The sequence below is a fragment of the Shimia sp. CNT1-13L.2 genome, assembly GCF_024331145.1.
Lineage (GTDB): Bacteria > Pseudomonadota > Alphaproteobacteria > Rhodobacterales > Rhodobacteraceae > Shimia.
This window is the reverse complement of sequence record NZ_JANDJO010000001.1, coordinates 715,801-738,275: the sequence shown is the minus strand read 5'-3', so window position 1 is coordinate 738,275 and position 22,475 is coordinate 715,801. Positions and strand designations below refer to the sequence as shown.

The 22,475-nt window shown below is 61.7% G+C and carries 22 protein-coding genes; 9 read left to right on the top strand and 13 right to left on the bottom strand.

The annotated features are described in order from the left end of the window. Positions 1-64 precede the first annotated feature (64 nt). Both ubiE and ubiB read left to right on the top strand, forming a co-directional pair. The gene (gene ubiE, locus NNA36_RS03605; protein WP_255104262.1) at positions 65-817 is read left to right on the top strand and encodes a bifunctional demethylmenaquinone methyltransferase/2-methoxy-6-polyprenyl-1,4-benzoquinol methylase UbiE; all 753 of its coding nucleotides are present in this window, start codon (positions 65-67) and stop codon (positions 815-817) included. Further along, positions 814-2,346 carry a 2-polyprenylphenol 6-hydroxylase gene (ubiB, locus tag NNA36_RS03600; protein ID WP_255104396.1) on the top strand — a complete coding sequence of 511 codons (1,533 nt, stop codon included), beginning with the start codon at positions 814-816 and terminating at the stop codon, positions 2,344-2,346. The genes ubiE and ubiB overlap by 4 nt, the downstream gene beginning before the upstream one ends. A gap of 2 nt (positions 2,347-2,348) precedes the next feature. Here the strand turns inward: ubiB and NNA36_RS03595 are convergent, their stop codons facing one another. Further along, positions 2,349-2,909, bottom strand: coding sequence for an HD domain-containing protein (locus tag NNA36_RS03595; protein WP_255104259.1), 561 nt, complete (start codon positions 2,907-2,909; stop codon positions 2,349-2,351). Positions 2,910-3,035: 126 nt separating this feature from the next. Continuing rightward, complete coding sequence (gene dapA / locus NNA36_RS03590; protein WP_255104257.1) at positions 3,036-3,908, bottom strand: 4-hydroxy-tetrahydrodipicolinate synthase; 873 nt, start codon at positions 3,906-3,908, stop codon at positions 3,036-3,038. 205 nt (positions 3,909-4,113) lie between these two features. Here dapA and NNA36_RS03585 point away from each other — a divergent pair, with 205 nt between their 5' ends. Continuing rightward, on the top strand, positions 4,114-6,024 hold the full coding sequence (locus NNA36_RS03585; RefSeq protein WP_255104256.1) for a lytic transglycosylase domain-containing protein: 1,911 nt from the start codon (positions 4,114-4,116) through the stop codon (positions 6,022-6,024). Here NNA36_RS03585 and NNA36_RS03580 read toward each other — a convergent pair. Together NNA36_RS03580 and mnmD are read right to left on the bottom strand one after the other, a co-directional pair. Beyond that, on the bottom strand, positions 6,021-6,887 hold the full coding sequence (locus NNA36_RS03580; RefSeq protein WP_255104254.1) for a DMT family transporter: 867 nt from the start codon (positions 6,885-6,887) through the stop codon (positions 6,021-6,023). The two genes, NNA36_RS03585 and NNA36_RS03580, sit on opposite strands and share 4 nt — an antisense overlap. Then, a complete protein-coding gene (mnmD, locus tag NNA36_RS03575; protein WP_255104252.1) occupies positions 6,884-7,558 on the bottom strand; it encodes a tRNA (5-methylaminomethyl-2-thiouridine)(34)-methyltransferase MnmD in 675 nt (224 codons plus the stop codon). The genes NNA36_RS03580 and mnmD overlap by 4 nt, the downstream gene beginning before the upstream one ends. Before the next feature lie 59 nt (positions 7,559-7,617). On the opposite strand from mnmD, the gene NNA36_RS03570 reads away from it, so the two are divergent. Continuing rightward, positions 7,618-8,658, top strand: coding sequence for an FAD-binding oxidoreductase (locus NNA36_RS03570; RefSeq protein ID WP_255104251.1), 1,041 nt, complete (start codon positions 7,618-7,620; stop codon positions 8,656-8,658). 70 nt (positions 8,659-8,728) lie between these two features. On the opposite strand, the gene NNA36_RS03565 is transcribed toward NNA36_RS03570, so the two are convergent. From NNA36_RS03565 to serB, 4 genes are all read right to left on the bottom strand, one after another. Beyond that, complete coding sequence (locus tag NNA36_RS03565) at positions 8,729-9,043, bottom strand: YciI family protein (protein WP_255104249.1); 315 nt, start codon at positions 9,041-9,043, stop codon at positions 8,729-8,731. 27 nt (positions 9,044-9,070) lie between these two features. After that, a complete protein-coding gene (locus NNA36_RS03560) occupies positions 9,071-9,499 on the bottom strand; it encodes an SRPBCC domain-containing protein (RefSeq protein ID WP_255104248.1) in 429 nt (142 codons plus the stop codon). Continuing rightward, the gene (locus NNA36_RS03555) at positions 9,492-9,815 is read right to left on the bottom strand and encodes a helix-turn-helix transcriptional regulator (protein ID WP_255104246.1); all 324 of its coding nucleotides are present in this window, start codon (positions 9,813-9,815) and stop codon (positions 9,492-9,494) included. The genes NNA36_RS03560 and NNA36_RS03555 overlap by 8 nt, the downstream gene beginning before the upstream one ends. Positions 9,816-9,979: 164 nt before the next feature. Continuing rightward, positions 9,980-10,855, bottom strand: a complete 876-nt coding sequence (gene serB, locus NNA36_RS03550) for a phosphoserine phosphatase SerB (protein ID WP_255104244.1) — start codon at positions 10,853-10,855, stop codon at positions 9,980-9,982. A gap of 229 nt (positions 10,856-11,084) precedes the next feature. Between serB and NNA36_RS03545 the strand changes: the two genes are divergently transcribed. The 4 genes from NNA36_RS03545 to NNA36_RS03530 all read left to right on the top strand — a co-directional run bounded on the left by NNA36_RS03545 (position 11,085) and on the right by NNA36_RS03530 (position 15,050). Beyond that, positions 11,085-12,239: a phosphoserine transaminase gene (locus NNA36_RS03545; protein WP_255104242.1), complete on the top strand. Its 1,155-nt coding sequence runs from the start codon at positions 11,085-11,087 to the stop codon at positions 12,237-12,239. A 120-nt stretch (positions 12,240-12,359) separates the two neighbouring features. Further along, a complete protein-coding gene (gene serA, locus NNA36_RS03540) occupies positions 12,360-13,955 on the top strand; it encodes a phosphoglycerate dehydrogenase (protein ID WP_255104240.1) in 1,596 nt (531 codons plus the stop codon). Between the two features lie 95 nt (positions 13,956-14,050). Further along, positions 14,051-14,785, top strand: a complete 735-nt coding sequence (locus NNA36_RS03535) for a metallophosphoesterase family protein (RefSeq protein WP_255104238.1) — start codon at positions 14,051-14,053, stop codon at positions 14,783-14,785. Positions 14,786-14,900: 115 nt separating this feature from the next. After that, entirely contained in the window at positions 14,901-15,050 is a 150-nt protein-coding gene (locus NNA36_RS03530; RefSeq protein WP_255104236.1) for a hypothetical protein, read from the top strand. A gap of 45 nt (positions 15,051-15,095) precedes the next feature. On the opposite strand, the gene NNA36_RS03525 is transcribed toward NNA36_RS03530, so the two are convergent. From NNA36_RS03525 to NNA36_RS03510, 4 genes are all read right to left on the bottom strand, one after another. Next, positions 15,096-16,052 carry a PLP-dependent cysteine synthase family protein gene (locus NNA36_RS03525; RefSeq protein ID WP_255104234.1) on the bottom strand — a complete coding sequence of 319 codons (957 nt, stop codon included), beginning with the start codon at positions 16,050-16,052 and terminating at the stop codon, positions 15,096-15,098. Between the two features lie 78 nt (positions 16,053-16,130). Beyond that, positions 16,131-17,159 (bottom strand): L-threonine 3-dehydrogenase, encoded by a 1,029-nt coding sequence (gene tdh / locus NNA36_RS03520; RefSeq protein ID WP_255104394.1) that lies wholly within the window; start codon positions 17,157-17,159, stop codon positions 16,131-16,133. A 17-nt stretch (positions 17,160-17,176) separates the two neighbouring features. Beyond that, positions 17,177-18,361, bottom strand: coding sequence for a glycine C-acetyltransferase (locus NNA36_RS03515; protein WP_255104232.1), 1,185 nt, complete (start codon positions 18,359-18,361; stop codon positions 17,177-17,179). A 109-nt stretch (positions 18,362-18,470) separates the two neighbouring features. Continuing rightward, positions 18,471-19,031 (bottom strand): helix-turn-helix domain-containing protein, encoded by a 561-nt coding sequence (locus tag NNA36_RS03510; protein ID WP_255104230.1) that lies wholly within the window; start codon positions 19,029-19,031, stop codon positions 18,471-18,473. A 129-nt stretch (positions 19,032-19,160) separates the two neighbouring features. Between NNA36_RS03510 and NNA36_RS03505 the strand changes: the two genes are divergently transcribed. Then, positions 19,161-20,336, top strand: a complete 1,176-nt coding sequence (locus tag NNA36_RS03505; protein ID WP_255104228.1) for an acetyl-CoA C-acyltransferase family protein — start codon at positions 19,161-19,163, stop codon at positions 20,334-20,336. Positions 20,337-20,437: 101 nt separating this feature from the next. Here NNA36_RS03505 and pbpC read toward each other — a convergent pair whose 3' ends face one another. Further along, the gene (pbpC, locus tag NNA36_RS03500) at positions 20,438-22,471 is read right to left on the bottom strand and encodes a penicillin-binding protein 1C (RefSeq protein ID WP_255104227.1); all 2,034 of its coding nucleotides are present in this window, start codon (positions 22,469-22,471) and stop codon (positions 20,438-20,440) included. Positions 22,472-22,475: the final 4 nt, after the last annotated feature.

Here is a 22,475-nt window from a genome sequence, read left to right as displayed (position 1 = left end):
GTGTCTTCCCTTGCAACTGTGTATCCCGAAGCGGACGGAAATATGGCGAGGTTGGGAACTTCCAATGTCCGGTGCAGACGACAAGACCACCCATTTTGGTTTCGAGACCGTGCGCGAGGCTGACAAGGCCGGCAAGGTGCAGGGTGTGTTCAATTCGGTGGCGTCAAAATACGACGTGATGAATGACGTGATGAGCATGGGTATCCACCGCGTCTGGAAAGACGCGATGATGGATTGGCTTGCTCCGCGCCCCGGCCAGCGCCTGCTTGATGTAGCGGGCGGAACCGGCGACATTTCTTTCCGTTTTCTTGAGCGCGCAGGACATGGCCATGCCACTGTCTGTGACCTTACCGAGCCGATGCTGGTCGAGGGGCGCAAACGTGCCGAGGCGGCGGCGATGGCCCAGAGCCTTGATTGGGTGGTTGGCGATGCGATGGCTTTGCCGTTCGAGGACAACACCTTTGACGTTTACACAATTTCCTTTGGCATCAGGAATGTCACCCGTCCGCAGGAGGCTTTGAACGAAGCGTTCCGCGTATTGAAACCTGGCGGTCGCCTGATGGTTTTGGAGTTCAGCCAGATCCCCAATGACATGATGCAGAAGGTCTATGATCTTTATTCGTTCAACATCATCCCGCGTATGGGGCAGATGATCGCGAACGACCGTGACAGCTATCAGTACCTCGTGGAATCGATCCGCAAGTTCCCGGATCAGGAAACCTTCTTGAACATGGTCAAGCAGGCCGGGTTTGAGAATGCGAAATATCGCAACCTGTCTATGGGCATTGCCTGCCTGCATTCGGGGTGGAAGATTTGAGGGGGCCGCACAATATCTGGCGGCTGATCCGTACCGGCGCAACGCTGGAGCGGACCGGTGCGATGAGCGTGGTGATGGATGCGCTGGACGCGCCCAAGCCGCTGCGAATCGTGGCACGCACATTGGTCTGGCCGTTCCGGTGGATCGGGATCAAGGGCGACCAGAATATGCCGCCAGTGACCCGTGCTCTGACAGCTTTGGGGCCGGCCTACATCAAGTTCGGGCAGGTGTTGTCGACACGCCCCGACGTGGTAGGCACCGATTTGGCGACACAGCTGCGGGTGTTGCAGGACAAGCTGCCGCCCTTTGATGTTGAAACCGCGAAACAGGCCGTTCAGGACGAATTGGGTGTTTCCGTCGACGAGGTATTCTCTGAGTTTTCCGAACCCGTAGCGGCGGCGTCCATTGCCCAGGTCCACAAGGCGCGGTTGGCCGAGACGGGCCGGGAAGTGGCGGTCAAGGTTCTGCGACCGGGAATTGAACGCGCTTTCCGCAAGGATGTGGATGCCTTCTATTTCGCGGCGGATGTCATCGAGTTCCTGTCGCCGGCATCGCGTCGGCTTCGTCCACGTGACGTTATTGAGCATTTCGACGGTGTGGTCGCGGGTGAGTTGGACCTGCGGTTGGAATCAGCGTCTGCCAGCGAGTTCGCGGCCAACACCGCACAGGACGAAGGCTTTCAGGTGCCGGATGTCGTCTGGGATCTTTCCGCGCGCCGCGTGATGACGCTGGGATGGGCAGAAGGGGTTTCTCTTGGCGACAACGAAGCGCTGGATGCGGCCGGGCACAACCGGCACGCGCTGGGCAGTCGAGTTCTGACGCTGTTCCTGAACCACGCGCTGCGCGACGGGTATTTCCACGCCGACATGCACCAGGGCAACCTCAAGGTCGCCGCGAACGGCGACATCATTGCCTATGACTTTGGCATCATGGGGCACATCGACGAGTACACTCGCCGGGTCTATGCCGAGATTCTCTTTGGCTTTATTCAACGCGATTACCAGCGCGTGGCCGAAGTGCATTTTGAAGCTGGTTACGTGCCTTCTACTCAGGACGTAGATGAATTTGCCCGTGCCCTGCGTGCGGTCGGTGAGCCGATTTTTGGTATGGACGCGACCCGCATCTCGATGGGCCGCCTCCTGAGCTATCTCTTCGAAGTCACCGAACGTTTCGGCATGGAGACACGCACCGAGCTGATCCTTTTGCAGCGCACCATGGTTGTTGTCGAAGGGGTGTCTCGTTCGTTGGACCCCGAGGTCAATATCTGGGACGTCGCCAAGCCCGTCGTTGGGGATTACATCAAGACGAGCCTTGGACCCCGTGCGCTTGGCCGTGACCTGTTCAAAACGGCCCGCGTCATGGCACGCTTCGGACCGCGCTTGCCGGGGCTGGTCGAGAACATCCTGATCCAGCAGGCCACCAAGACCGAGGAAACCCGACGCCGTGCATGGCCTTGGATTGTCCTGAGCGGTTTGGGGGGCTTGATTGTTGGGGCGGGAGCCGCAGCAGCAGCGTTCCTCGTTTTCTGAGGTTAACCCCGATTGCGTGAAGAGAGCGCTTCGGCCATCGCGAGGTAGGACACAAGTTCGGGCACGTCGAGACCCGGCACCTTGGCTTGGTCGTCGATCCGGCGCAACTGTACCCCTTCCTGCCAGAACGGTTTCTCTTCGAACGCCCTGACCTCGTCGGTCAACATGAGGCCACCTTGCAGTTCAAGACTGACGCGTGAATCTGTTGAGAGTTTTGAAAAATAGTCGTTCTCGACGGAGCACAGATATCGCTTTGCCGCGACGTGCAGGCGCACTGGTTCGGAAACCATAGGTCCGAACAGGGGCATAAGCACATCCGCGCTGCTGTCTTCGTGATGATCATTTACACCAAGGCTTGCGAGGTCGACGTCCTCTTCGGAGAACAGGTGGCCAATGTCATGGAACAGGGCTGCAATGATCATTTCATCTGACAGGCCAAGCCCGGAAGCAAGCGCGGCCGACTGTATCGCGTGCTCGACTTGGTTCACGTCCGAAAGCCCGTATGCCCCCGTGCCGCGACTCGCCATGCGTTCGAAAAGGTCTCTAACGGTGGTGTGATGCATGACAGGCTTCCTGAAGAATGAGTTTCAGGGTGGCCTAATCCGAATTTGCGTAACTCTCGTGACAGCCACGAATAAACCCGGCTAGTACACCAGCCGGGTTTCGAGTGTTCTTTGTATTGATTGGGGTCAGAGCAGACCCGCGTGCACCATCGCCGCGTCGATCTGTTCTTTGACGCCGTCGCTCAGACCTGTCAGCGGCAGGCGAACCTCTTCATTGCACAGGCCAAGTTTCGACATGCCGTACTTGGCACCGACAAGACCTGGCTCTGCGAAGATCGCCATGTGCAGCGGCATCAGGCGATCCTGATACTCAAGCGCTTTGGTGTAGTCGCCGGCAAGGGTGGCCGCCTGGAATTCCGCGCAGAGTTTCGGTGCCACGTTTGCAGTCACCGAGATGCAGCCAACACCGCCATGTGCGTTAAAGCCGAGCGCGGTTGCATCCTCACCCGACAGCTGGACAAAGTCCGTGCCGCAGGTGATGCGCTGCTGCGGCACGCGGCTCAGGTCGCCGGTTGCGTCCTTTACGCCAACAATGCGCGGCAGTTCCGCCAGCTTGCCCATCGTTTCCGGGCTCATGTCGACAACGGAACGGCCGGGGATGTTGTAGATGATGATCGGCAGATTGCAGCAATCATGCACGGCGGTGAAATGAGCAACCAGACCATGCTGGGTCGGCTTGTTGTAGTAGGGGGTCACGATCAGGATCGCGTCGGCCCCTGCCTTTTCCGCAGCCTGCGCCAGACGGATGGCTTCGAGGGTGTTGTTGGACCCGGCACCGGCGATGACCGGCACGCGACCGGCCGAAGCGCGCACCACGGTTTCAACAACCGCGTCGTGCTCTTCGTGCGTCAGGGTCGGGCTTTCACCGGTGGTGCCAACGGGAACGAAGCCGTTCGAGCCTTCACCGATATGCCATTCAACCAGTTTCTTGAGCGTTTCCAGATCCAGCTCGCCGTTCGTGAACGGCGTGACGAGTGCGGGAAGAGACCCTTTGAACATGACACGCTCCTTTTCTTTGCGTAGCTGGGCGCAAACGCCCGGATGATTTGTCAAACGCGCGGACCCTAGCGGGAAGATGCCGGTTTGCCAAGTTTGTGAATTGTCGGCTGGCCGGTGCGCATTTATGGTTGGGTTCTATCCTTCCTCGCATAGGAAATTGCAAGTGATGTTGCGCTTTTGTTTTCTGCTTTTATCCGGGTTTTTGATGATCTGCGCCGATGCGGCGCAGGCACAGACGGCGATGTCGCGTGCTTTGAGTGAAATCAGGGTCGAGAACTGGCGGCAGGCCGCAGCCGAGGTGCGCAACTCGGGACCCGTGGCAAAAGACATCGTTGAATGGCATCGGTTGCGTGCTGGTGAAGGCTCGGCACGGGACGTGCTGAAGTTCCTTGAGCGTAACGGTGACTGGCCGGGCTTGGCCTATCTTCGCAAGCAGTCGGAAGAGGCCTTTGAGGAGGCCAACAGGCGTGAAGTGAACACGTTCTTTGCCTATGGAGATGCGCAAACCCCGCAGGGTGTCCTGCTTCAGGCGCGTGCCATGGAGCGGTTGGGAAACCGTACCGGGGCCGAGGCACTTGTTGTCAAGGCATGGCGCGAATTGGCAATCGGGCCGCAAACACATGCAAAGTTCCTTGATCGCTATGGCAAGCTGCTGCGGCCACATCACGTTGCGCGGATGGATCACGTCTTGTGGAAAGGTTGGGAGAGCAACACCAAGCGTATGTTGCCATTGGTCACTGACGGTTGGAAAAAGCTGGCGGCGGCGCGGTTGGGGCTGCGTGAACAGGTGAATGGCGTCGACGGGTTGATCGCGGCGGTGCCCAAGGCGCTGCAAGGCGATCCCGGGCTGGCCTATGAACGGTTCGTCTGGCGCGCGCGTAAGGATCGGGACGATTCGGCGATTGAGCTTCTGCTGGCACAAAGTGGATCAGGCAAGCTAGGCCGCGCAAAGGAATGGTCGGGACGTCGCCGCGCACTGGCTCGTGAAAAAATGCGGGCCGGGGCGTATCGCACGGCCTATCAGGTGGCGGCGACCCACGGAATGACACCCGATGCCGGCTATGCCTATTCCGATTGCGAGTGGCTGGCGGGCTACATCGCGTTGCGGTTTCTGAACAAACCCAAGGTGGCGCTGGGCCATTTCCTGCGCTTCGAACAGTCGGTCGAGACACCGATTTCGCTTGGGCGGGCCGGATACTGGATCGGACGCGCGCATGAGGCGTCAGGTGACAAGGCCGCGGCGAAAGCCGCCTATACTGCGGGTGGCGCACATCAGACGAGCTTTTACGGACTGCTCGCGGCAGAAGAAGCCGGGATGCGGTTTGACCTGACGCTGCGCGGGGACGAGGTCTTTGCCAATTGGCGGCGGGCCGAGTTTACCAAGTCGTCGGTCCACAAGGCGGCGATGATGGCCCTGGAAGCCGGCGATCTTGATCTGGCCGAACGCTTCTGGCTGCATCTGTCTGAGGGGTTGGATCGGGACGAATTGGGCCGCTTGGGCACGATGGCACAGGAACTTGGCGCGCCGCATGTGGCCGTGATGCTGGGTAAGAAGGTTGCGCGCCGCGGGATCGTATTGCCTGCGGCCTACTATGCGTTGCATCCGATGGTGAACAGCCGCCTTGCCGTATCAACCGAGATGGCGCTGGCGATTGCGCGGCGCGAAAGCGAATTTGATCCCAAGGTGGTCAGCGGTGCAGGTGCGCGGGGTCTGATGCAGGTCATGCCCGGAACGGCGCGGCAGGTCGCGGGGGCGATTGGCACGGCCTATAACTTCAGCGCACTGACGTCGGACCCTGACTACAACATCCGTCTGGGCACCTCGTATCTTGCGGGTTTGGCACGTGAGTTCGATGGCAACGTGATCCTTGTATCGGCGGGGTACAACGCTGGTCCCAGCCGCCCGGAGCGGTGGATGCGCCAGCGCGGCGACCCGCGTCGGCGCAATGTGGACGTGATCGACTGGATCGAACACATCCCGTTTTCGGAGACCCGGAACTATGTGATGCGTGTCGCCGAAAGCCTGCCGATTTATCGCGCCCGCCTTGGCCGCGAGCCTCTTCCCGTGCCTTTCAGTAAGGAGCTCGTGGGCAAATCGGTGCGGGCCACACGCTAGGCCGACTGGCGTTCCCGCCAGAGGGTAAACAACCCGGCACCGACAACCACGACAGCGCCGATGGCAACGTTGACGCGGAGGGTTTCCCCAAAGGCCAACATGCCAAGGGCGGCGGCGAAGGGCAGTTGCAGATAGGCGAAGGGCTGAACTGCGCTGGCTTCGGCGTGATCGTAGGTTTTGATCAGAAGCCAGTGACCAAGAATGCCCGTGCAGCACAAGAGCGCCATCCAATATAGGTCGGTGCCGACAATCGGCTCCCAGTAGAACATGCCGATGGCGGTCATCACGACCATGCCGATCGTGCCGGTATAAAAAAAGCTGACAGCTGATCCATCCGTGCGGGCGACATAGCGGGTGAGCAGGCCGTAGACAGCAAACATCAGCGCCCCAACCAGCGGTACAATGGCCGCGGGTGAAAACACCCCGGCGCTTGGTTTCAGGATGATCAGGACGCCAATCATGCCGATGCCGATAGCCGCCCAACGTCGCCAGCCGACTTTCTCGCCGAGGATCGGGCCAGACAGGGCGGCGATGATCAGCGGATAGCAAATGAAGATCGCATGGGTTTCCGTCAGGCCCAGCAAGGTGAAGGCGATCACCGTAACAACGATTTCGAGCGCTAGCAGTGCACCACGAAACACCTGAATGAACGGATGCTGCGTGCGTACGACAGCCCGCAGGCCACCGGGCCGGCGGGCCGAGAGGGCTATCACGAAAGCTGCGAAGAACCAGTAACGGATCATCACCACGACATAGACGTTGTAGGCATCCGCAAGGTGGCGCGAGATACCGTCCTGCATGGCGAAGACAAAGGTTGTCAGGCACATCAGCAGGATGCCAAGGCGTGTGTTCTGATCGCTCATGTCCGTTTCCTCGCGGTGGTCATGTGACGTTTGCGGCCGTAGCCGGGGACGCGGGTGACATCAAAGCCTGCGGCCTCGATGTTGCGGCGTACGAAACCGGCGGCGGTGTAGGTGGCTGCCGTGCCATCCGGTTTGGTGTGCTGGCCGACTTGCTGAATCAGGTCAGCGTCCCAAAGTTCGGGGTTCTTGGCGGGGGAAAACCCATCGAGGAACCAGGCGTCGGCCTGCCAGTCTTGCGCTGGGAGTGTCTCGCGGGCATCGCCGATCACGACGCGGGCCTCAATCCCGTCAAGCGTGGCGAGGGTGTTGTCCTCTGCCCAGGCGGCGACTAGGCGGCGAGCATACTCGGCAAGAGAAGGAAAGGCCTCCAGTGCGCGGGCCATTTCGTCTGCGCTCATCGGGAAGCCTTCGAAGCTGGTGAACCGCAAGGGCGTGGTTTGTCCGGAGGCGTCCCAAGCGGCCCATGTGGTCAACAGGTTGAGACCGGTGCCGAAACCCAGTTCCGCGATGTGAAACCCAGGGGAAAAACGGGCAGGCAGGTTGTTGCCCGCGAGAAAAACATGACGGGTCTCGGCCAGACCGTTTTCAAGGCTGAAATACGGATCGTCAAACCGTGTCGAGACGGGAACGGCGCCGTCGCGCCACTCGAGATTTGCCTTCTGGTCGCTCATGTCAGGATGCCTTAGAGAGGTCGTCGGATGAGCATTGGGCAAAGGCGGGTGATTTGGCAATGGGTGATGTGACGGTTGTAGGCGCCGGGGTGTTCGGGCTGGCGACGGCATGGGCCTGTGCACGGCGAGGCGCGAAGGTGCGCGTGATCGACCGCACAGGCATCGCCGCCGGATGCAGCGGCGGCGTGGTTGGCATGTTGTCCCCACACGCGCCGGAGCGTTGGAACGAAACAAAGGAATTCCAGTTTCAAAGCCTGATCGCGGCAGAATCCATGTGGCGCGAGGTAGAAGATACCAGCGGTCTGTTAACAGGATATGACCGCGTGGGACGCCTACAGCCGATCGACACCGAGCGCGCGCTGGAACTGGCGCGAGAACGGGCGGTGAATGCCGATGAACATTGGCAGGGCAAGGCCCTCTGGCGCGTGATCGCGGCGAAGGACGCGGAGGACTGGTGTCCGAAAAGTGAAACGGGGTTGGTGATCCACGAGACCCTGAGTGCGCGGGTGCATCCGCGCAAGGCGTGTCTGGCGCTGGCGGAGGCGATCCGGCGCAAGGGGGGCGTGGTCGAGGTCGGGGACGCGCAAACCCTTGAGGGCAAGGTGATTTGGGCGACGGGTGTTGCCGGGTTGCGTGAGTTGTCGGCGCATTTCGGAAAGACGGTTGGCAATGGGGTCAAAGGGCAGGCGGCGGTGCTGGGCCTGGATGCGCGGGGGGTGCCGATCACCTCGGCGGGCGACGTGCTGGTGGTGCCGCATGCTGATGGCACGGTGGCGGTTGGATCGACCTCCGAGCGAGAATTTTCATCGGAAGATCAAACGGATACGCAGCTTGACGATCTGATTGCGCGGGCCTGCGACGTTTTCCCGATGCTGGCATCCGCCCCAATCGTTGAACGCTGGGCCGGGGTGCGTCCGAGGGCGAAAAGCCGCGCGCCGATGCTGGGGGTTCATCCGCTGAATGGCGATCAGTACATCGCGAATGGCGGGTTCAAGATCGGCTTTGGTATGGCCCCGAAAGTGGGGGAGGTGATGGCCGATCTGGTGCTGGAAGGCATTGACACCATCCCCGAAAGGTTCCGCCCCGAAGCCTCGCTCTGATGGCGTCGGGCCGGCAAAAACCAACGTCGGTATTACGTCGGTATTACGACTGTATCGCGGAGGTGGAAAATCACATTTCCATCGCTTCAGCGACTTCGATGGTGCCGGACCCGCCTTCGAGGATCGGACAGCCCTTGGCCATTTCGCAAGCGGCGGCCATGTCCGGTGCGTTGACCAACGAGTAGCCCGACACCGGGTTGGCGCCGCCGTTGTCTTCGATGCCGGAGGCGGTGACGGTCTTGGACATGCCGGCGGGATTGCCGCCGTCGACAAGGGCGTCGCCCATGTCGGCCATCCATTTCATCCAGGCCGCCATGACGCGCTCGCCTTCTTCCGGGGTCTCGGGGCGTCCGCCGCCGTGATAGATAAACATGAATTTGGGCATCTTCGTTTCCTCCCTGTGAAATGCCGTTCAGGACAATAGGTTCGTCAGTTTGTTCAGCGTCGACGTCCAGCCGCGTTCGTGGCTGGCGCTGGCCTCGTCATCACCGAGATCGCGATGGTCGATCACCAGCCGTGCGCCGGTGTCGGTTTTTTCGATGGTAAAGGTGACGTGGCTTTCCGCGCCGCGTGTGTCGCTGTCGTCGTGCCAGGCCCAGGTGAACCCGACCGAGCGGGGTGGGGTGACGTGGGTGACCTGACCGGACACCTTGTACCGCTGGCCCTCGGAATTCCGCATCACCGAGAACCACGGGCCGGTGCGGGAAAAGTCGAGATGTTCCTCGGGCAGGTCCATGCCTTCCGGGCCCCACCAGCGCAACAGATCGGCGCGGCGGGTGATGGCGTTGAACAGGCGTTCGGGTGTCACGTTGAAATCGCGGGTCAGGCGCAGGTCAGGCATCGGGGTCCTCCTGTAGAAGGGCGTCAAGGCGGTCCAGGCTGGCCTCCCAAAAGGCGCGGTGGTCCATTGTCCAGCTGGCAATGGCCCGAAGGGAGTCGGGCCGGACAGAATAAAGGCGGCGGTTGCCGTCGATCCGCTGGTCCACGAGACCGGCGTTGCGCAGCACCTTGAGGTGACGCGAGATCGCCGGGCCGCTGATCGTGCTGTCGGAGGCGAGGTCACCTGCGGGCAGCTCTCCCTGTGCCATCAGGCGTTCGACTATGCCTAGGCGCGTGGCATCGGAGAGGGCGGAAAAAGTTTCGATCAGGCGGGTCATGATTTCAATTTAACAAAAATGTTAAATTGATGCAAATGGCGCTGCGCGAGCGAGGATTATCTTAGTAAAAACAAACGTTTGTTTGAAAGTGGGGGCTCTGCCCCCATCTGTGCAAGGGGCTTGCACCGATTCCCCCGGGGGTATTTGGCCAAGAAGAAGCCGGGTCAGGCCGCGAAGTCGCTTTTCTTGTAGCCCTGGATGTAGAGCAGGGCGGTGAGATCGCCGTGGTTGATGCGGATGTCGCATTCGGCGGCGACCGAGGGTTTGGCGTGCAGGGCAACGCCTGCACCGGCGAGGCCCAGCATGCCGAGGTCATTGGCCCCGTCGCCGACGGCCATCACGTCGTCATGGGAAAGGCCGAGGCGGGTGGTGATTTCCTTGAGCGCCTGTACCTTGGCTTCGCGTCCGAGGATCGGGCGGCCGACATCGCCGTTCAGCTTGCCATCTTCGACAAGCAGGGTGTTGGCGCGGTTTTCGTCAAAGCCCAGTTCGGCGGCGACCTTGGCGGTGAAGGCGGTGAAGCCGCCAGAAACCAGCGCGGCATAGGCGCCGTTGGCCTTCATCGTGGCAAGCAGGGCCTTGCCGCCCGGCATGAAGGTGATGCGTTCGGCCAGAACCTTGCCGATCACGCTTTCGTCGAGGCCTTTGAGCAGGCCGACGCGTTCGGTGAGCGCGCCTTCGAAATCGAGCTCGCCGTTCATGGCGCGGGCGGTGATGTCCTTGACGTGCTCACCCACTCCGGCCTCTTCGGCCAACTCGTCGATGCACTCCTGCTGGATCATGGTGCTGTCCATGTCGGCAAGCAGCATTTTCTTGCGGCGGCCCGTGGCGGGCAGGATGATCAGGTCGACACCCATATTCTGGAGGTCGGCCCAGACTTCCCATTGATTGGAGGGCAGGGTTTCCAGCGGGAACTCGGCGGCTTCGTCCACCGCCAGCCAGTCGGCATCTCCGCCACCCCATGCATTGCGAAGCGAGTCGACCAGTGCCGGATCAAGCGAAGGAGCGGTCGGGGAAGTGAGCAGAGTGGCGAAATACATGGGTCTCTCCTATGAGTCGCGAAGGCTCCTAGCAAAGCCGGAACGCCGTGGGAAGGGTTTCGCGGGAGGTTTCCCAAGTTTCCGATAGGCGTCATTTTGCGTCGGTTTTGTTTTTCGAAGGGTCGCAGTTGTTGCATTTTGCATGTTGTGCAGCCGCAGCAATGGCCCTATGTCCGTCCGTGGGACACCTCTCCCCAACGAGAGGCAGATATCTGGAAGGATAGCATTTATGGCTACTCAGCAACCGGCAGCGCGGCCGGCCAACCCGCGTTTTTCTTCTGGCCCCTGTGCCAAACCCCCCACATTCTCCCTGGACAAGCTGGCTGATGCCGCTCTTGGTCGTTCGCACCGTGCCGCCGTTGGCAAGGACAAGCTGAAGGCCGCGATTGAAGGCACCCGCGAGGTTCTGGGCATCCCTGCTGACTACAAGATCGGCATCGTTCCCGCCTCGGACACCGGTGCGGTTGAAATGGCCCTCTGGTCGCTCTTGGGCGAGCGCAAGGTCGAGATGCTGGCTTGGGAATCCTTCGGCTCGGGTTGGGTCACCGACGTGGTGAAACAGCTGAAGATCGATGCAGACGTGAAAACCGCCGACTATGGTCAGATTGTTGATCTCGCTTCGGTCGATTGCAACAATGACGTTGTCTTTACCTGGAACGGCACCACCGCAGGTGTCCGGGTTCCGAACGCTGATTGGATTGCAGACGACCGTGAAGGTCTGACCATTTGCGACGCCACCTCGGCCGCCTTTGCGATGGATCTGCCCTGGGACAAGCTGGATGTGACCACCTTCTCCTGGCAGAAGGTTCTGGGGGGGGAAGCCGCCCACGGCATGCTGATCCTGAGCCCGCGCGCCGTTGAGCGTCTGGAAAGCTACACGCCTGCGTGGCCGCTGCCGAAAATCTTCCGCCTGACCAAAGGTGGCAAGCTGATCGACGGTATCTTTACCGGTGCGACGATCAACACGCCGTCGATGCTGGCGGTAGAAGACTACCTTTTTGCGCTGGATTGGGCGCGGTCGGTGGGTGGCCTCAAGGGTCTGATCGCCCGGGCCGATGCCAATGCGCAGGCGGTGTTCAACTTCTGTGCGGCCAATGACTGGATCGACAACCTCGCCGAGGACAAGGCGCTGCGGTCGAACACCAGTGTCTGCCTGAAGTTCACCGATGATCGCATTCAGGACGGTGCCGCCTTTGCCAAGGCTGTCGCCAAGCGTCTGGAAGCCGAGAACATCGCGCTGGACATCGGGGCCTATCGTGATGCGCCTGCCGGTCTGCGGATCTGGTGTGGTGGCACGGTCGAGACGTCGGATGTCGAAGCCATGCTGCCCTGGCTGGCATGGGCCTTCGAGGCCGAGATCGCTGCACAGACCGTCGCGGCATAAGCTATTTTCCGGGCCGGAGAGTGCAGAGTTTTCTAGAAAACTCTGCGTCCGTGAAATTCTTCCAGAAGAATTTCCCTTTTGGCCCGGCCCTTCAAATCTCTGAATTCAAGGACCAGACCCATGGCTCCCAAAGTACTCGTTTCTGACAAGCTCAGCGAAACCGCCGTTCAGATCTTCCGTGATCGCGGCATCGACGTCGATTTCCAGCCGGACCTCGGCAAGGACAAGGACAAGCTCGCCGAAGTGATCGGTCAGTATGACGGCCTCGCGATCCGTTCGGCCACCAAAGTGACCGAGAAGATCCTCGAGAACGCGACCAACCTCAAGGTGATCGCGCGCGCCGGGATCGGCACCGACAACATCGACAAGGAAGCCGCGTCGAAAAAGGGTGTGATCGTGATGAACACACCGTTCGGCAACATGATCACCACCGCCGAGCACGCCATCGCGATGATGTTCGCCGTGGCCCGCCAGATCCCGGAAGCCAGCGAATCGACCCATGCCGGCAAATGGGAAAAGTCGAAGTTCATGGGTGTTGAACTGACCAACAAGACCCTTGGTGTGATTGGTGCTGGCAACATCGGTGGCATCGTCTGTGACCGTGCCCGTGGCCTGAAGATGAAAGTCATCGCCTATGATCCCTTCCTGAGCGAAGAGAAGGCCGACACGATGGGTGTCGAGAAGGTCGAGCTGGACGATCTGCTGGCCCGTGCCGACTTTATCACGCTGCACGTGCCGTTCACCGAGGCCACTGCCAATATCCTGAGCCGTGAAAACCTCGCCAAGACCAAGAAAGGCGTGCGCATCATCAACTGTGCCCGCGGTGGTCTTGTTGACGAAGAGGCCCTGGCCGAAATGCTGCAATCGGGCCATGTGGCCGGTGCTGCGTTCGACGTGTTCAAGGTTGAGCCTGCCAAGGAAAACGCCCTTTTCAACCTGCCCAACGTTGTCTGCACCCCGCACCTGGGCGCGGCAACCACCGAAGCGCAGGAAAACGTGGCGCTGCAAGTAGCCGAGCAGATGTCGAATTACCTGCTGACCGGCGCGGTTGAAAACGCGCTGAACATGCCGAGCGTGACCGCGGAAGAAGCCAAGGTCATGGGGCCGTGGATCAAGCTGGCCGATCACCTGGGCGCGTTCTCGGGTCAGATGACCGACGAGCCGGTCAAGGCCATCAACATCCTTTATGATGGTGTTGCTGCCGAGATGAACCTGAACGCGCTGAACTGCGCCGTTGTGGCCGGTATCATGAAGCGCGTGAACCCGGACGTGAACATGGTGTCCGCGCCGGTGATCGCCAAGGAACGCGGTATCCAGATCTCGACCACCAACCAGGACAAGTCGGGCGCCTTTGCCGGTTACATCAAGGTGACCATCGTGACCGACAAGCGCGAGCGTTCGATCGCCGGGACCGTCTTCTCGGATGGCAAGCCGCGTTTCATCCAGATCAAGGGCATCAATATCGACGCCGAGATTGGTGCGCATATGCTCTATACCACCAACGAAGACGTGCCTGGCATCATCGGTGCGCTGGGTCAGACCATGGGCGAAAACGGCGTAAACATCGCGAACTTTACCCTTGGTCGTGCCGATGTGGGTGGTGAAGCGATCGCCCTTCTGTACGTGGACGAGCCGGTGCCCGCCGAAGCGCGTGCCAAGCTGGCCGAGACCGGGCTGTTCACCCAGATCAAGCCGCTGCAATTCGACGTGGCCTAATCCCGCCGAATTGACAAGAAAACCAACGCCGCCCCTGTTCCGGGCGGCGTTTTTGTTTTAGTTGTCTTGTTATGTAATTCCTGTGGGGGCAACCGATGACACGTCCGATCTATGCCGTTGGTGACATCCATGGCCAGAAAACCATGCTCGAAGACGCGTTGGAGCGGATCGAGAAGGATGGCGGCACGGATGCCAAGATCGTCTTTCTGGGGGATCTGGTGGACCGGGGCCCGGACAGTGCAGGCGTGATCGAACTGTTGCGTTCGGGCATCGAAGCGGGGCGCAACTGGACCGTGCTGCGGGGCAATCACGACCGGTTGTATTCCTATTTCCTCGAAGACCTGCCGCGCCCTGATCCGCAGATCCTTTTGGGCATGGACTGGTTCTGTGACCGGATTGGTGGGAGGGGAACGCTCGAATCTTACGGGATCGAGGTGGCGGACAACGCGCGATACTATCAAATCCATCCTGTCGCGCGTGAGGTCATTCCCCGCACGCATGTCGATTTCATGGCCAACCTACCCGCCTATCATCTGCATGATGATCTCCTGTTCGTGCACGCAGGTATCCGGCCAGGTGTGCCGCTGGAGCAGCAGACCGAAGACGACATGTGCTGGATCCGGCATGATTTCCTGAATTTCGAAGAGCCGCATCCCTGGCTTGTGGTGCATGGTCACACGCCTGAGAAACAGGCGGTTCACAAGGGCAACCGGGTCAACCTCGACAGCGGTGCGGGATACGGGCGGCCGATCACCGCTGCGGTGTTCGAGGGGCGTGACGTTGCAGTGCTCGGGGAAAACGGGCGGGTGGCGTTACGGCCCGACACTTGACGCTTTAACTCAACGTTAACCAAACTTCCCGGTTTTGCCGCAATTCCGGCACCTCCGCGCGCCGCTTTCCGGGCAGCGTGGATCGGGTGGGGGCGTGTTGAGTATAGGTGAAGCCATGCAAGTAGCACGTCAATCGCAGACTGCGGAACATACCTCGGGAGCCTTCTCGAAGTTTGTATCAGCTCAGAAAGAGCAGACCCCCAGCGTTGTCCGCCTCATGCGCGGGCTGGAGGATTCGGCGCTGTTCAAATCGTTCCAGTACTGAACGTACCAAGAAAGACGGCGGTTTTGGCCCGCCGTCTTTTTGACTCTACGACCAGAGATCGGTCGACAGGTACTTGAGGCCGCTGTCGCAGATGACCACGCCGATGGTACCGCCTTTTTCCGGGCCAGCCAGCAGATCGAGGGCTGCCGCCACGTTGGCGCCAGAGGAAAAACCGGCAAAGATCCCCTCTTCGCGGGCCAGCGCCTGTGCGGTTTCACGGGCCGTGTTGCCGTCAACCTGCAAGTGGCCGTCTGGCTTTATGTCGCGCAGGAACTCCAGATCCTCCATCACATAACCGCCGCCCTGGATCGGGTGATCGGGATTGGTGACGGTCTGTCCGGCAATGGCCGCGGCTCCGGCGGGCTCAACGACATAGCCGCGGATATCGGGGTTCAGGGCACGAAGGCCGCGCAGCGTGCCACCAAAGGTGCCTCCCGATCCGGCGAAATCGGCAAAAGCGGTCAGGGTCTGGCCGCTGTCGGCCCAAAGCTCGGGGGCCGTCGTATCCGCGTGGGATTGCGCATTGCCCGCATGGTGGAACTGGTCGGCGCGAAAGGCGCTGCGCTCGGCAACGATCTGTTGTGCGACGCGGTCCACTTCGGCAAGATCACCCCCCGACACCTGCCCGGGACGTGAGCCGGGAAGCTGGTCGACCAGCACCACTTCTGCCCCCAGTGCCTGCATCATGCGGGCGCGTTCAACCGAGTTGCCACGGCTCATCACCGCCACAAACGGATAGCCCTTGAGGCCACAGACGATAGCAAGGCCGGTGCCCATATTGCCGCTGGTCAACTCGACAACCGTCTGGCCGGGGCGCAGGCTTCCGTCGGCTTCGGCGGCCTCGATGATGCCCTTGGCGGCGCGATCCTTCTTGGAAAACCCGGGGTTCATGTAGTCGAGTTTGGCAAGGATACGGCCCTCGAGACCGCGTGCTCTGACCATGCGGTCAAGCCATACCGCCGGCGTATTGCCGATCACGTCGAGAAGCGAAGGTGCCGCCATGTCATCCTCTTCAATGCACACCAAAATACTCCGGGATGAATGGGCGCCGGAGGCGGCCAGAGGGGCTGGCCCCTTTTGCTACCGCCAGTTCAGCACCACCTTGCCCGATAGTCCCGATTTCATGGCGGCAAAGCCCTCCCTGAAATCGTTGACGGGGAATTCGTGCGTTATAACGCGCGATACGTCCAGCCCGTTTTGCAGCATGGCGATCATTTTGTACCAGGTCTCGAACATCTCGCGACCGTAGACGCCCTTGATGGTGATGGCCTTGAACACGATGCGGGACCAGTCGACCGGGGATTTGCCGGGCGGGATGCCCAGAAGCGCGATCTTGCCGCCCATGACCATGGCTTCGACCATCTGGTCGAGGGCGATCTGTGAGCCGGACATCTCGAGGCCGACGTCAAACCCCTGGGTCATGCCCAACTCATGGATGACGTCGTTCAGGTCTTCCTTGGTGACATCCACGGCGCGGACGCTTGGGACAACGTGTTGAGCCAGCGTCAGGCGGTCGGGGTTGATATCTGTGATGACAACGTTCCGGGCACTGGCGTGACGGGCGACGGCCGCGGCCATGATGCCGATCGGGCCGGCGCCGGTGATCAGCACGTCTTCGCCCAGAAGGTCGAAGCTGAGCGCGGTGTGCACGGCGTTGCCGAGTGGATCGAGGATGGCACCGATCTCGTCGGGGATGTCCGCGGGCAGCGGCACCACGTTAAAGGCGGGCAGGCGCAGGTATTCGGCAAAGGCCCCTTGTTCGTTGACGCCGATGCCGCGCGTGCCGGGATCAAGGTGGAACTGGCCTGCGCGGCTTTGGCGGCTGTCCATTTCGACAAGGTGGCCTTCCCCCGAACACCTCTGGCCGATTTCCAGACCGGTCACGTTGCGGCCCAGTTCCACGATTTCGCCCGCGAACTCGTGGCCGGTGATCATCGGCACGGGCACGGTGTGGGCGGCCCATTCATCCCAGTTCCAGATGTGAATGTCGGTGCCGCAGATGCCGGTCTTGTTGATGCGGATCAGAACCTCGTCCGGCCCGATTTCCGGCACCGGGGCCTGCGTCATCCATAGCCCTTCCTTGGGAAAGGACTTTTCAAGGGCTTTCATCGTGTTGGCGCGGGACATCAGATCACCCCCAGCTCTTTGCCGACCTTGCCGAAGGCGGCAAGCGCGCGGTCAAGGTCGTCGCGGGTCAGGGCGGCGTTCATCTGGGTGCGAATGCGGGCCTGACCACGCGGCACGACCGGGAAGAAAAAGCCGGAGACATAGACGCCCTCGTCGAACAGGCGGGCGGCCATGTCCTGCGCAAGCTGTGCCTCACCCAGCATCACGGGGATGATCGGATGTTCGCCGGGCAGGATGTCGAAGCCCAACGCTTCGAGGCCGTCGCGCCAGTAGCGGGCGTTTTCGAACAGTTGCGCGCGCAGGTCTGCGCCTTCCTCGACAAGGCGGATGGCCTCGAGGCCCGCGGCCACGATCGAGGGCGGCAGCGAATTCGAGAACAAGTAGGGCCGCGCCCGCTGCCGCAGGAGGTCGATCACTGGCTGCGGCCCGGCGATATAACCGCCGATGGCCCCCCCAAGTGCTTTGCCCAGAGTTCCGGTGAGAATGTCAACGTCGACGCCGAAGTGATCGGGCGTGCCCGCGCCATGTGGCCCCATGAAACCGGTGGCGTGGCAATCGTCGACCATGACAATGGCGTCGTATTGCTTGGCCAGTCGGGCGATCTCGGGCAGGTTGGCCAGGTATCCGTCCATCGAGAAAACGCCGTCGGTTGCGATCATGACGTGGCGCGCGCCTTCGTTGCGGGCGTGTTTCAGCATCTCTTCGAGATCACTAATGTCGTTGTTGGCATAACGATAGCGTTTGGCCTTGCACAGGCGCACGCCGTCGATGATCGACGCGTGGTTCAGGCTGTCGGAGATGATCGCGTCTTCCGGCCCGAGGAGCGGTTCGAACAGCCCGCCATTGGCATCGAAACAGGCCGCAAAGAGGATAGCATCATCCTTGTTCAGAAACTTGGCGAGTTTCTGTTCCAGATCGCGGTGTATGTCCTGTGTGCCGCAGATAAAGCGGACCGAGGCCATGCCAAAGCCCTTGGGTTCCATCGCGTCGGTGGCGGCGCGGATCAGGTCGGGGTGGTCGGCCAACCCGAGGTAGTTGTTGGCGCAGAGGTTGATGACCTCCTTTTCGCCCACCGTGATTTCGCCCCCCTGAGGGGAGGTGATCATTCGCTCGCGCTTCATCAGGCCCTCGGCCTCGATCTGCTGAAGGGTTTGCGAAATGTGGGTCAGAAAGGATTCGGACATTGGTGCCTCCATGATTCTGGAGGCATATCTACCATAGTGGATTAATTTCCGGAATAGGGGAAATTCAGGATAGCGGAAAAATTTCCGTCATTCGGGAATTACTAGGGCGTCAGGCATCCTTCACGATCAGAAACACCCGCGCGGGTTCGACGGCTTCTATGCAATGGGCCACGTCGGCGGCGTAGCGCGCGGTGTCGCCGTCGCCCAGTTCCTGCGTCGCCGAGCCGCTGGTGATGCGCACCTTGCCCTCAAGCACCGTAAGCTGCTCGGTCGCGCCGCGTTTGTGCGGCTGGCTGTTGAGGCTGCCTGCCTCCTTGAAGCGGATGTCGTAGACCTCGTGGCCGCCCACATCTTCGGGCGGCGACAGGATACGGATGCGACAGCCTTCCCCGCGATTGTCGATGGTCGGCACCTGGGTGTCGCGCAAAACGTCGATCCGGTCGGCGGTTTCGCCATCTTCCAGAAGCCCCGCGAAATCCACCTGAAGGGCGCGGGTCAGGTTCCAGAGCGTGGCGATGGTGGGTGAGGATTCGCCGCGTTCGATCTGGCTGACCATCGAGCGGGACACGCCGGAAAGTTTGGCGACCGCGTCAAGCGACAGCCCCTGGGCTCGGCGGGCTTCACGAAGTCGGGCGGGCAGGCGGTCGAGGATCTGGGTATCTGTGTTCATATGCTCATTCCTGCTGTTCCGCCGCGTCGGTGTCAATGCACGCAGCGTCATGCGTAGTTTTGCGGTCTTGAGACGTGTAGCGCTGCGGGTAGGCTATGAGCACTTGAGATACCCCCCGAGGAGGACACAATGACCGATATCGTAATTCTGGACGGCGCACGGACCGCCATTGGCACTTTTGGCGGATCGCTTGCGGGCACCGCGCCCATCGACCTTGGTGCAACCGCGGCGAAAGCGGCGATGGAACGCTCTGGCGTGGAAGGTGGCCAGATCGGTCACGTGGTCTTTGGCCATGTCATCAATACCGAACCGCGCGACATGTACCTGAGCCGCGTGGCAGCGATGGATGCCGGCATCCCGAACACCACCCCGGCGATGAACGTGAACCGCCTGTGTGGTTCCGGTGCGCAGGCGATTGTTTCGGCGACCCAGTCGCTGATGCTGGGGGATGCGGATTTCGCGCTGGCTGGCGGGGCCGAAAGCATGAGCCGGTCGCCCTATATCATGCAGGCGCAGCGCTGGGGCCAGAAAATGGGCGACGTGAAGACGCTGGACATGATGCTGGGCGCGCTGAACTGCCCGTTTGGCACCGGTCACATGGGTATCACCGCCGAGAACGTGGCGGACGAGCACGACATCACCCGTGAACAGATGGATGCCTTTGCGCTGGAAAGCCAGCAGCGCGCGGCGGCTGCGATCGAAGCAGGCCACTTCCAGAGCCAGATCGTGCCGGTCGAGGTCAAGAAGCGCCGCGAGATGGTTGCCTTTGACACCGACGAACACCCGACCCCGTCGACCGAAGAGTCGCTCGCCAAGCTGCGCGCCGTGTTCAAGAAAGACGGTCGTGTGACCGCGGGTAACGCCTCGGGCATCAACGACGGTGCCGCGGCGATTGTGCTGGCGCGGGCAGAGGCCGCCGAGAAAGCCGGTTTGAAACCGCGTGCGCGGGTTCTGGGCTATGCCCATGCCGGTGTACGCCCCGAAGTGATGGGCATCGGCCCGGTTCCGGCGGTGGAAAACCTTTTGGCCAAAACCGGATTGTCGATCACGGATTTCGACGTCATCGAATCGAACGAGGCCTTTGCCGCACAGGCGCTGGCCGTGAACAAGGGTTTGGGACTGGATGCGGCCAAGGTGAACCCGAACGGCGGCGCGATCGCGCTGGGCCACCCGGTGGGCGCGACCGGCTGCATCATCACCGTTAAGGCGCTCTATGAACTGGAGCGCATTGGCGGTTCGAAGGCGCTGATCACAATGTGTATCGGTGGTGGCCAGGGCATCGCGATTGCCATCGAGCGCATGTAAGCGTTTTTGAAAAAGTGTTTTGCAAAGGGGCTGGCCGTCGGGCTGGCCCTTTTCTGTTGGTAGCCTCCGGCGGGAGTATTTTCGGTGCATTGAAGCCGGGATCAGTCGATCCAGATCGCGCTGCGGGCGGAGCGGCCCCTGGCATCGATGACGGTGAGGGTCGAGGCGCCCTTTTCGGTGAGAGGCAGCAGGATCTCACGGCGATAGAGGCGCGTTGCGAGGGGGGCGCCATTGGCGAGGAGGGTGAAGGGGGCCGTGCCATCGCGCAGTTTCACGGTGACGCCGTCGCCCATCGCCTGAAGGCGGGCCCCGTCGGGCGGGAAGGCGAGTTTGGGGGCATCCGGGGCGGCGGTGAAGTGGGCATTGCGCCCCCGAAAGCGGCGCAGCGGTTCCGGTAGGTCAGCCGATCCGACAAGCAGGGTGTCCGCTGGCGGGGGGGCAAGCGGGGTAAGGTCGGGTTTCAGGCGCTGGAAGGCTTCGAACAGGATCGGGGCGGCGAGGTCTCCGCCGAATGCGCCGGGTACGGGGGTGCCATCGGGGCGGCCGATCCAGACGGCGGCCACATGGGTGCCGTCATAACCCACGGCCCAGGCGTCGCGGTGGCCATAGCTTGTGCCAGTCTTGTAGGCGAGGCCCGCGTTTGGCGCGCCGGGCGGCGGGGCAAGGGACGAGAGGATATGGCCCACCTGCCAGGCCGCGCTGGGCGAGAGGACGCGGGGGCCGTTTTGCGCGGTGTCCTGTTGCCGCCAGTAGAGCGGGCGTGATTGGCCGCGGTTGGCCAGCATCGCGTAGAGGTGGGTCAGGTCCTGAAGCGTGACGCCGACGCCGCCAAGGGAGATTGCGAGGCCGGGTTTGCCGGAGGGAATGACGGGGGAGGCGCCGGATTTGCGCAGGGCCGACATCACCCGCGCCGGGCCGATCTGATCGGTCAGGCGGACGACGGGGATGTTGAGCGACAGGCGCAGGGCTTCGGCCACGCGCAGCTCGCCGCGAAACTGGCCGTCGAAGTTCTGTGGTGCGTAGGTGTCGAAGGCGACGGGGCTGTCGTCGATCAGGGTTTCGGGGTGAATCAGACCCTGATCAAAGCCCATTGCATAGACCAGAGGCTTGAGCGTAGAGCCGGGAGAGCGCAGGGCGCGGGTCATGTCGACAAAGCCCTGCCGGTGGGTTTGACCGAGGCCCGCGGAGCCGACTGAGGCGAGGATTTCGCCGGTCTGGTGGTCGGCCACGAGGAGGGCAATCGAGAGCCTTTCGCCTTTGCCGCGCAGGGAGGTTCGGGCCAGGGTTTCGAGGCTGGTTTGCAGGGCGCGATCCAGCGTGAGATCGTGGCGCGGGCTGTCCGGGGCGGCGGCCAGAGCACGGTCGGCCATATGCGGCGCGAGCGATGGAAAGGGACGGCGCGCGCGCGGTACGGGATCCCGTTTTGCGGAGTGGCTCGTGTCTTTTCCGAGTATCGCGGACAGGCGATCCAGAACACGGTCGCGGGCGGCACGGGCGGTGGGATAGTCTCGGTCGGGCCGACGGGTTTCGGGCGCTTGGGGCAGGGCGATCAGGAAGGCCGATTGGGCCGGTGTCAGCCGTGTTGGTTCCTTGCCAAACCATGCCAGCGTCGCGGCGCGGATGCCCTCGAGGTTGCCGCCATAGGGGGCATGGGTGAGGTAGAGCGTGAGGATTTCGTCTTTGCCGAGATGGCGTTCGAGAGCGACGGCTAGGCGGAGCTGGCGCAGTTTTCCCTGCCATCTTCCGGTGCCGCTGTTTTCCAGCAGGCGGGCGGTTTGCATGGTGAGGGTGGAGCCGCCGGACACTACCTTGCCGTTCCAGAGCGCCTGCCAGGTGGCGCGGAGCAGGGCGCGGGGGTCAACGCCGGAATGGGAGCGAAACCGCTTGTCCTCGTAGGCGATGAGCATGTCGAGAAAGGCCGGATCGACCTGATCGGGCCGTGCGCCGAGACGCCAGAGGCCGTCTTCGACCGTGTAGGCGCGCAGGAGATCACCGTCGCGGTCGCGTACTTCGACCGAGGTTTCATGCAGCAGGTTGGGCAGCGGTGTGGCATCGACCCAATCGTCAAAGGCATCCCTGCCGGCGGCGCCCGCGAGGAGCGCCGCAACAAGCAGGAAGGGAGCCGCACGCCGCATGGGA

Bases quoted from the DNA above. Each gene is read 5' to 3' on its own strand.
- ubiE (WP_255104262.1), top strand. From the start codon at position 65: ATGTCCGGTGCAGACGACAAGACCACCCATTTTGGTTTCGAGACCGTG.
- NNA36_RS03595 (WP_255104259.1), bottom strand. From the start codon at position 2,909: ATGCATCACACCACCGTTAGAGACCTTTTCGAACGCATGGCGAGTCGC.
- dapA (WP_255104257.1), bottom strand. From the start codon at position 3,908: ATGTTCAAAGGGTCTCTTCCCGCACTCGTCACGCCGTTCACGAACGGC.
- NNA36_RS03585 (WP_255104256.1), top strand. From the start codon at position 4,114: ATGATCTGCGCCGATGCGGCGCAGGCACAGACGGCGATGTCGCGTGCT.
- NNA36_RS03580 (WP_255104254.1), bottom strand. From the start codon at position 6,887: ATGAGCGATCAGAACACACGCCTTGGCATCCTGCTGATGTGCCTGACA.
- mnmD (WP_255104252.1), bottom strand. From the start codon at position 7,558: ATGAGCGACCAGAAGGCAAATCTCGAGTGGCGCGACGGCGCCGTTCCC.
- NNA36_RS03570 (WP_255104251.1), top strand. From the start codon at position 7,618: ATGGGTGATGTGACGGTTGTAGGCGCCGGGGTGTTCGGGCTGGCGACG.
- NNA36_RS03565 (WP_255104249.1), bottom strand. From the start codon at position 9,043: ATGCCCAAATTCATGTTTATCTATCACGGCGGCGGACGCCCCGAGACC.
- NNA36_RS03560 (WP_255104248.1), bottom strand. From the start codon at position 9,499: ATGCCTGACCTGCGCCTGACCCGCGATTTCAACGTGACACCCGAACGC.
- NNA36_RS03555 (WP_255104246.1), bottom strand. From the start codon at position 9,815: ATGACCCGCCTGATCGAAACTTTTTCCGCCCTCTCCGATGCCACGCGC.
- serB (WP_255104244.1), bottom strand. From the start codon at position 10,855: ATGTATTTCGCCACTCTGCTCACTTCCCCGACCGCTCCTTCGCTTGAT.
- NNA36_RS03545 (WP_255104242.1), top strand. From the start codon at position 11,085: ATGGCTACTCAGCAACCGGCAGCGCGGCCGGCCAACCCGCGTTTTTCT.
- serA (WP_255104240.1), top strand. From the start codon at position 12,360: ATGGCTCCCAAAGTACTCGTTTCTGACAAGCTCAGCGAAACCGCCGTT.
- NNA36_RS03535 (WP_255104238.1), top strand. From the start codon at position 14,051: ATGACACGTCCGATCTATGCCGTTGGTGACATCCATGGCCAGAAAACC.
- NNA36_RS03530 (WP_255104236.1), top strand. From the start codon at position 14,901: ATGCAAGTAGCACGTCAATCGCAGACTGCGGAACATACCTCGGGAGCC.
- NNA36_RS03525 (WP_255104234.1), bottom strand. From the start codon at position 16,052: ATGGCGGCACCTTCGCTTCTCGACGTGATCGGCAATACGCCGGCGGTA.
- tdh (WP_255104394.1), bottom strand. From the start codon at position 17,159: ATGAAAGCCCTTGAAAAGTCCTTTCCCAAGGAAGGGCTATGGATGACG.
- NNA36_RS03515 (WP_255104232.1), bottom strand. From the start codon at position 18,361: ATGTCCGAATCCTTTCTGACCCACATTTCGCAAACCCTTCAGCAGATC.
- NNA36_RS03510 (WP_255104230.1), bottom strand. From the start codon at position 19,031: ATGAACACAGATACCCAGATCCTCGACCGCCTGCCCGCCCGACTTCGT.
- NNA36_RS03505 (WP_255104228.1), top strand. From the start codon at position 19,161: ATGACCGATATCGTAATTCTGGACGGCGCACGGACCGCCATTGGCACT.
- pbpC (WP_255104227.1), bottom strand. From the start codon at position 22,471: ATGCGGCGTGCGGCTCCCTTCCTGCTTGTTGCGGCGCTCCTCGCGGGC.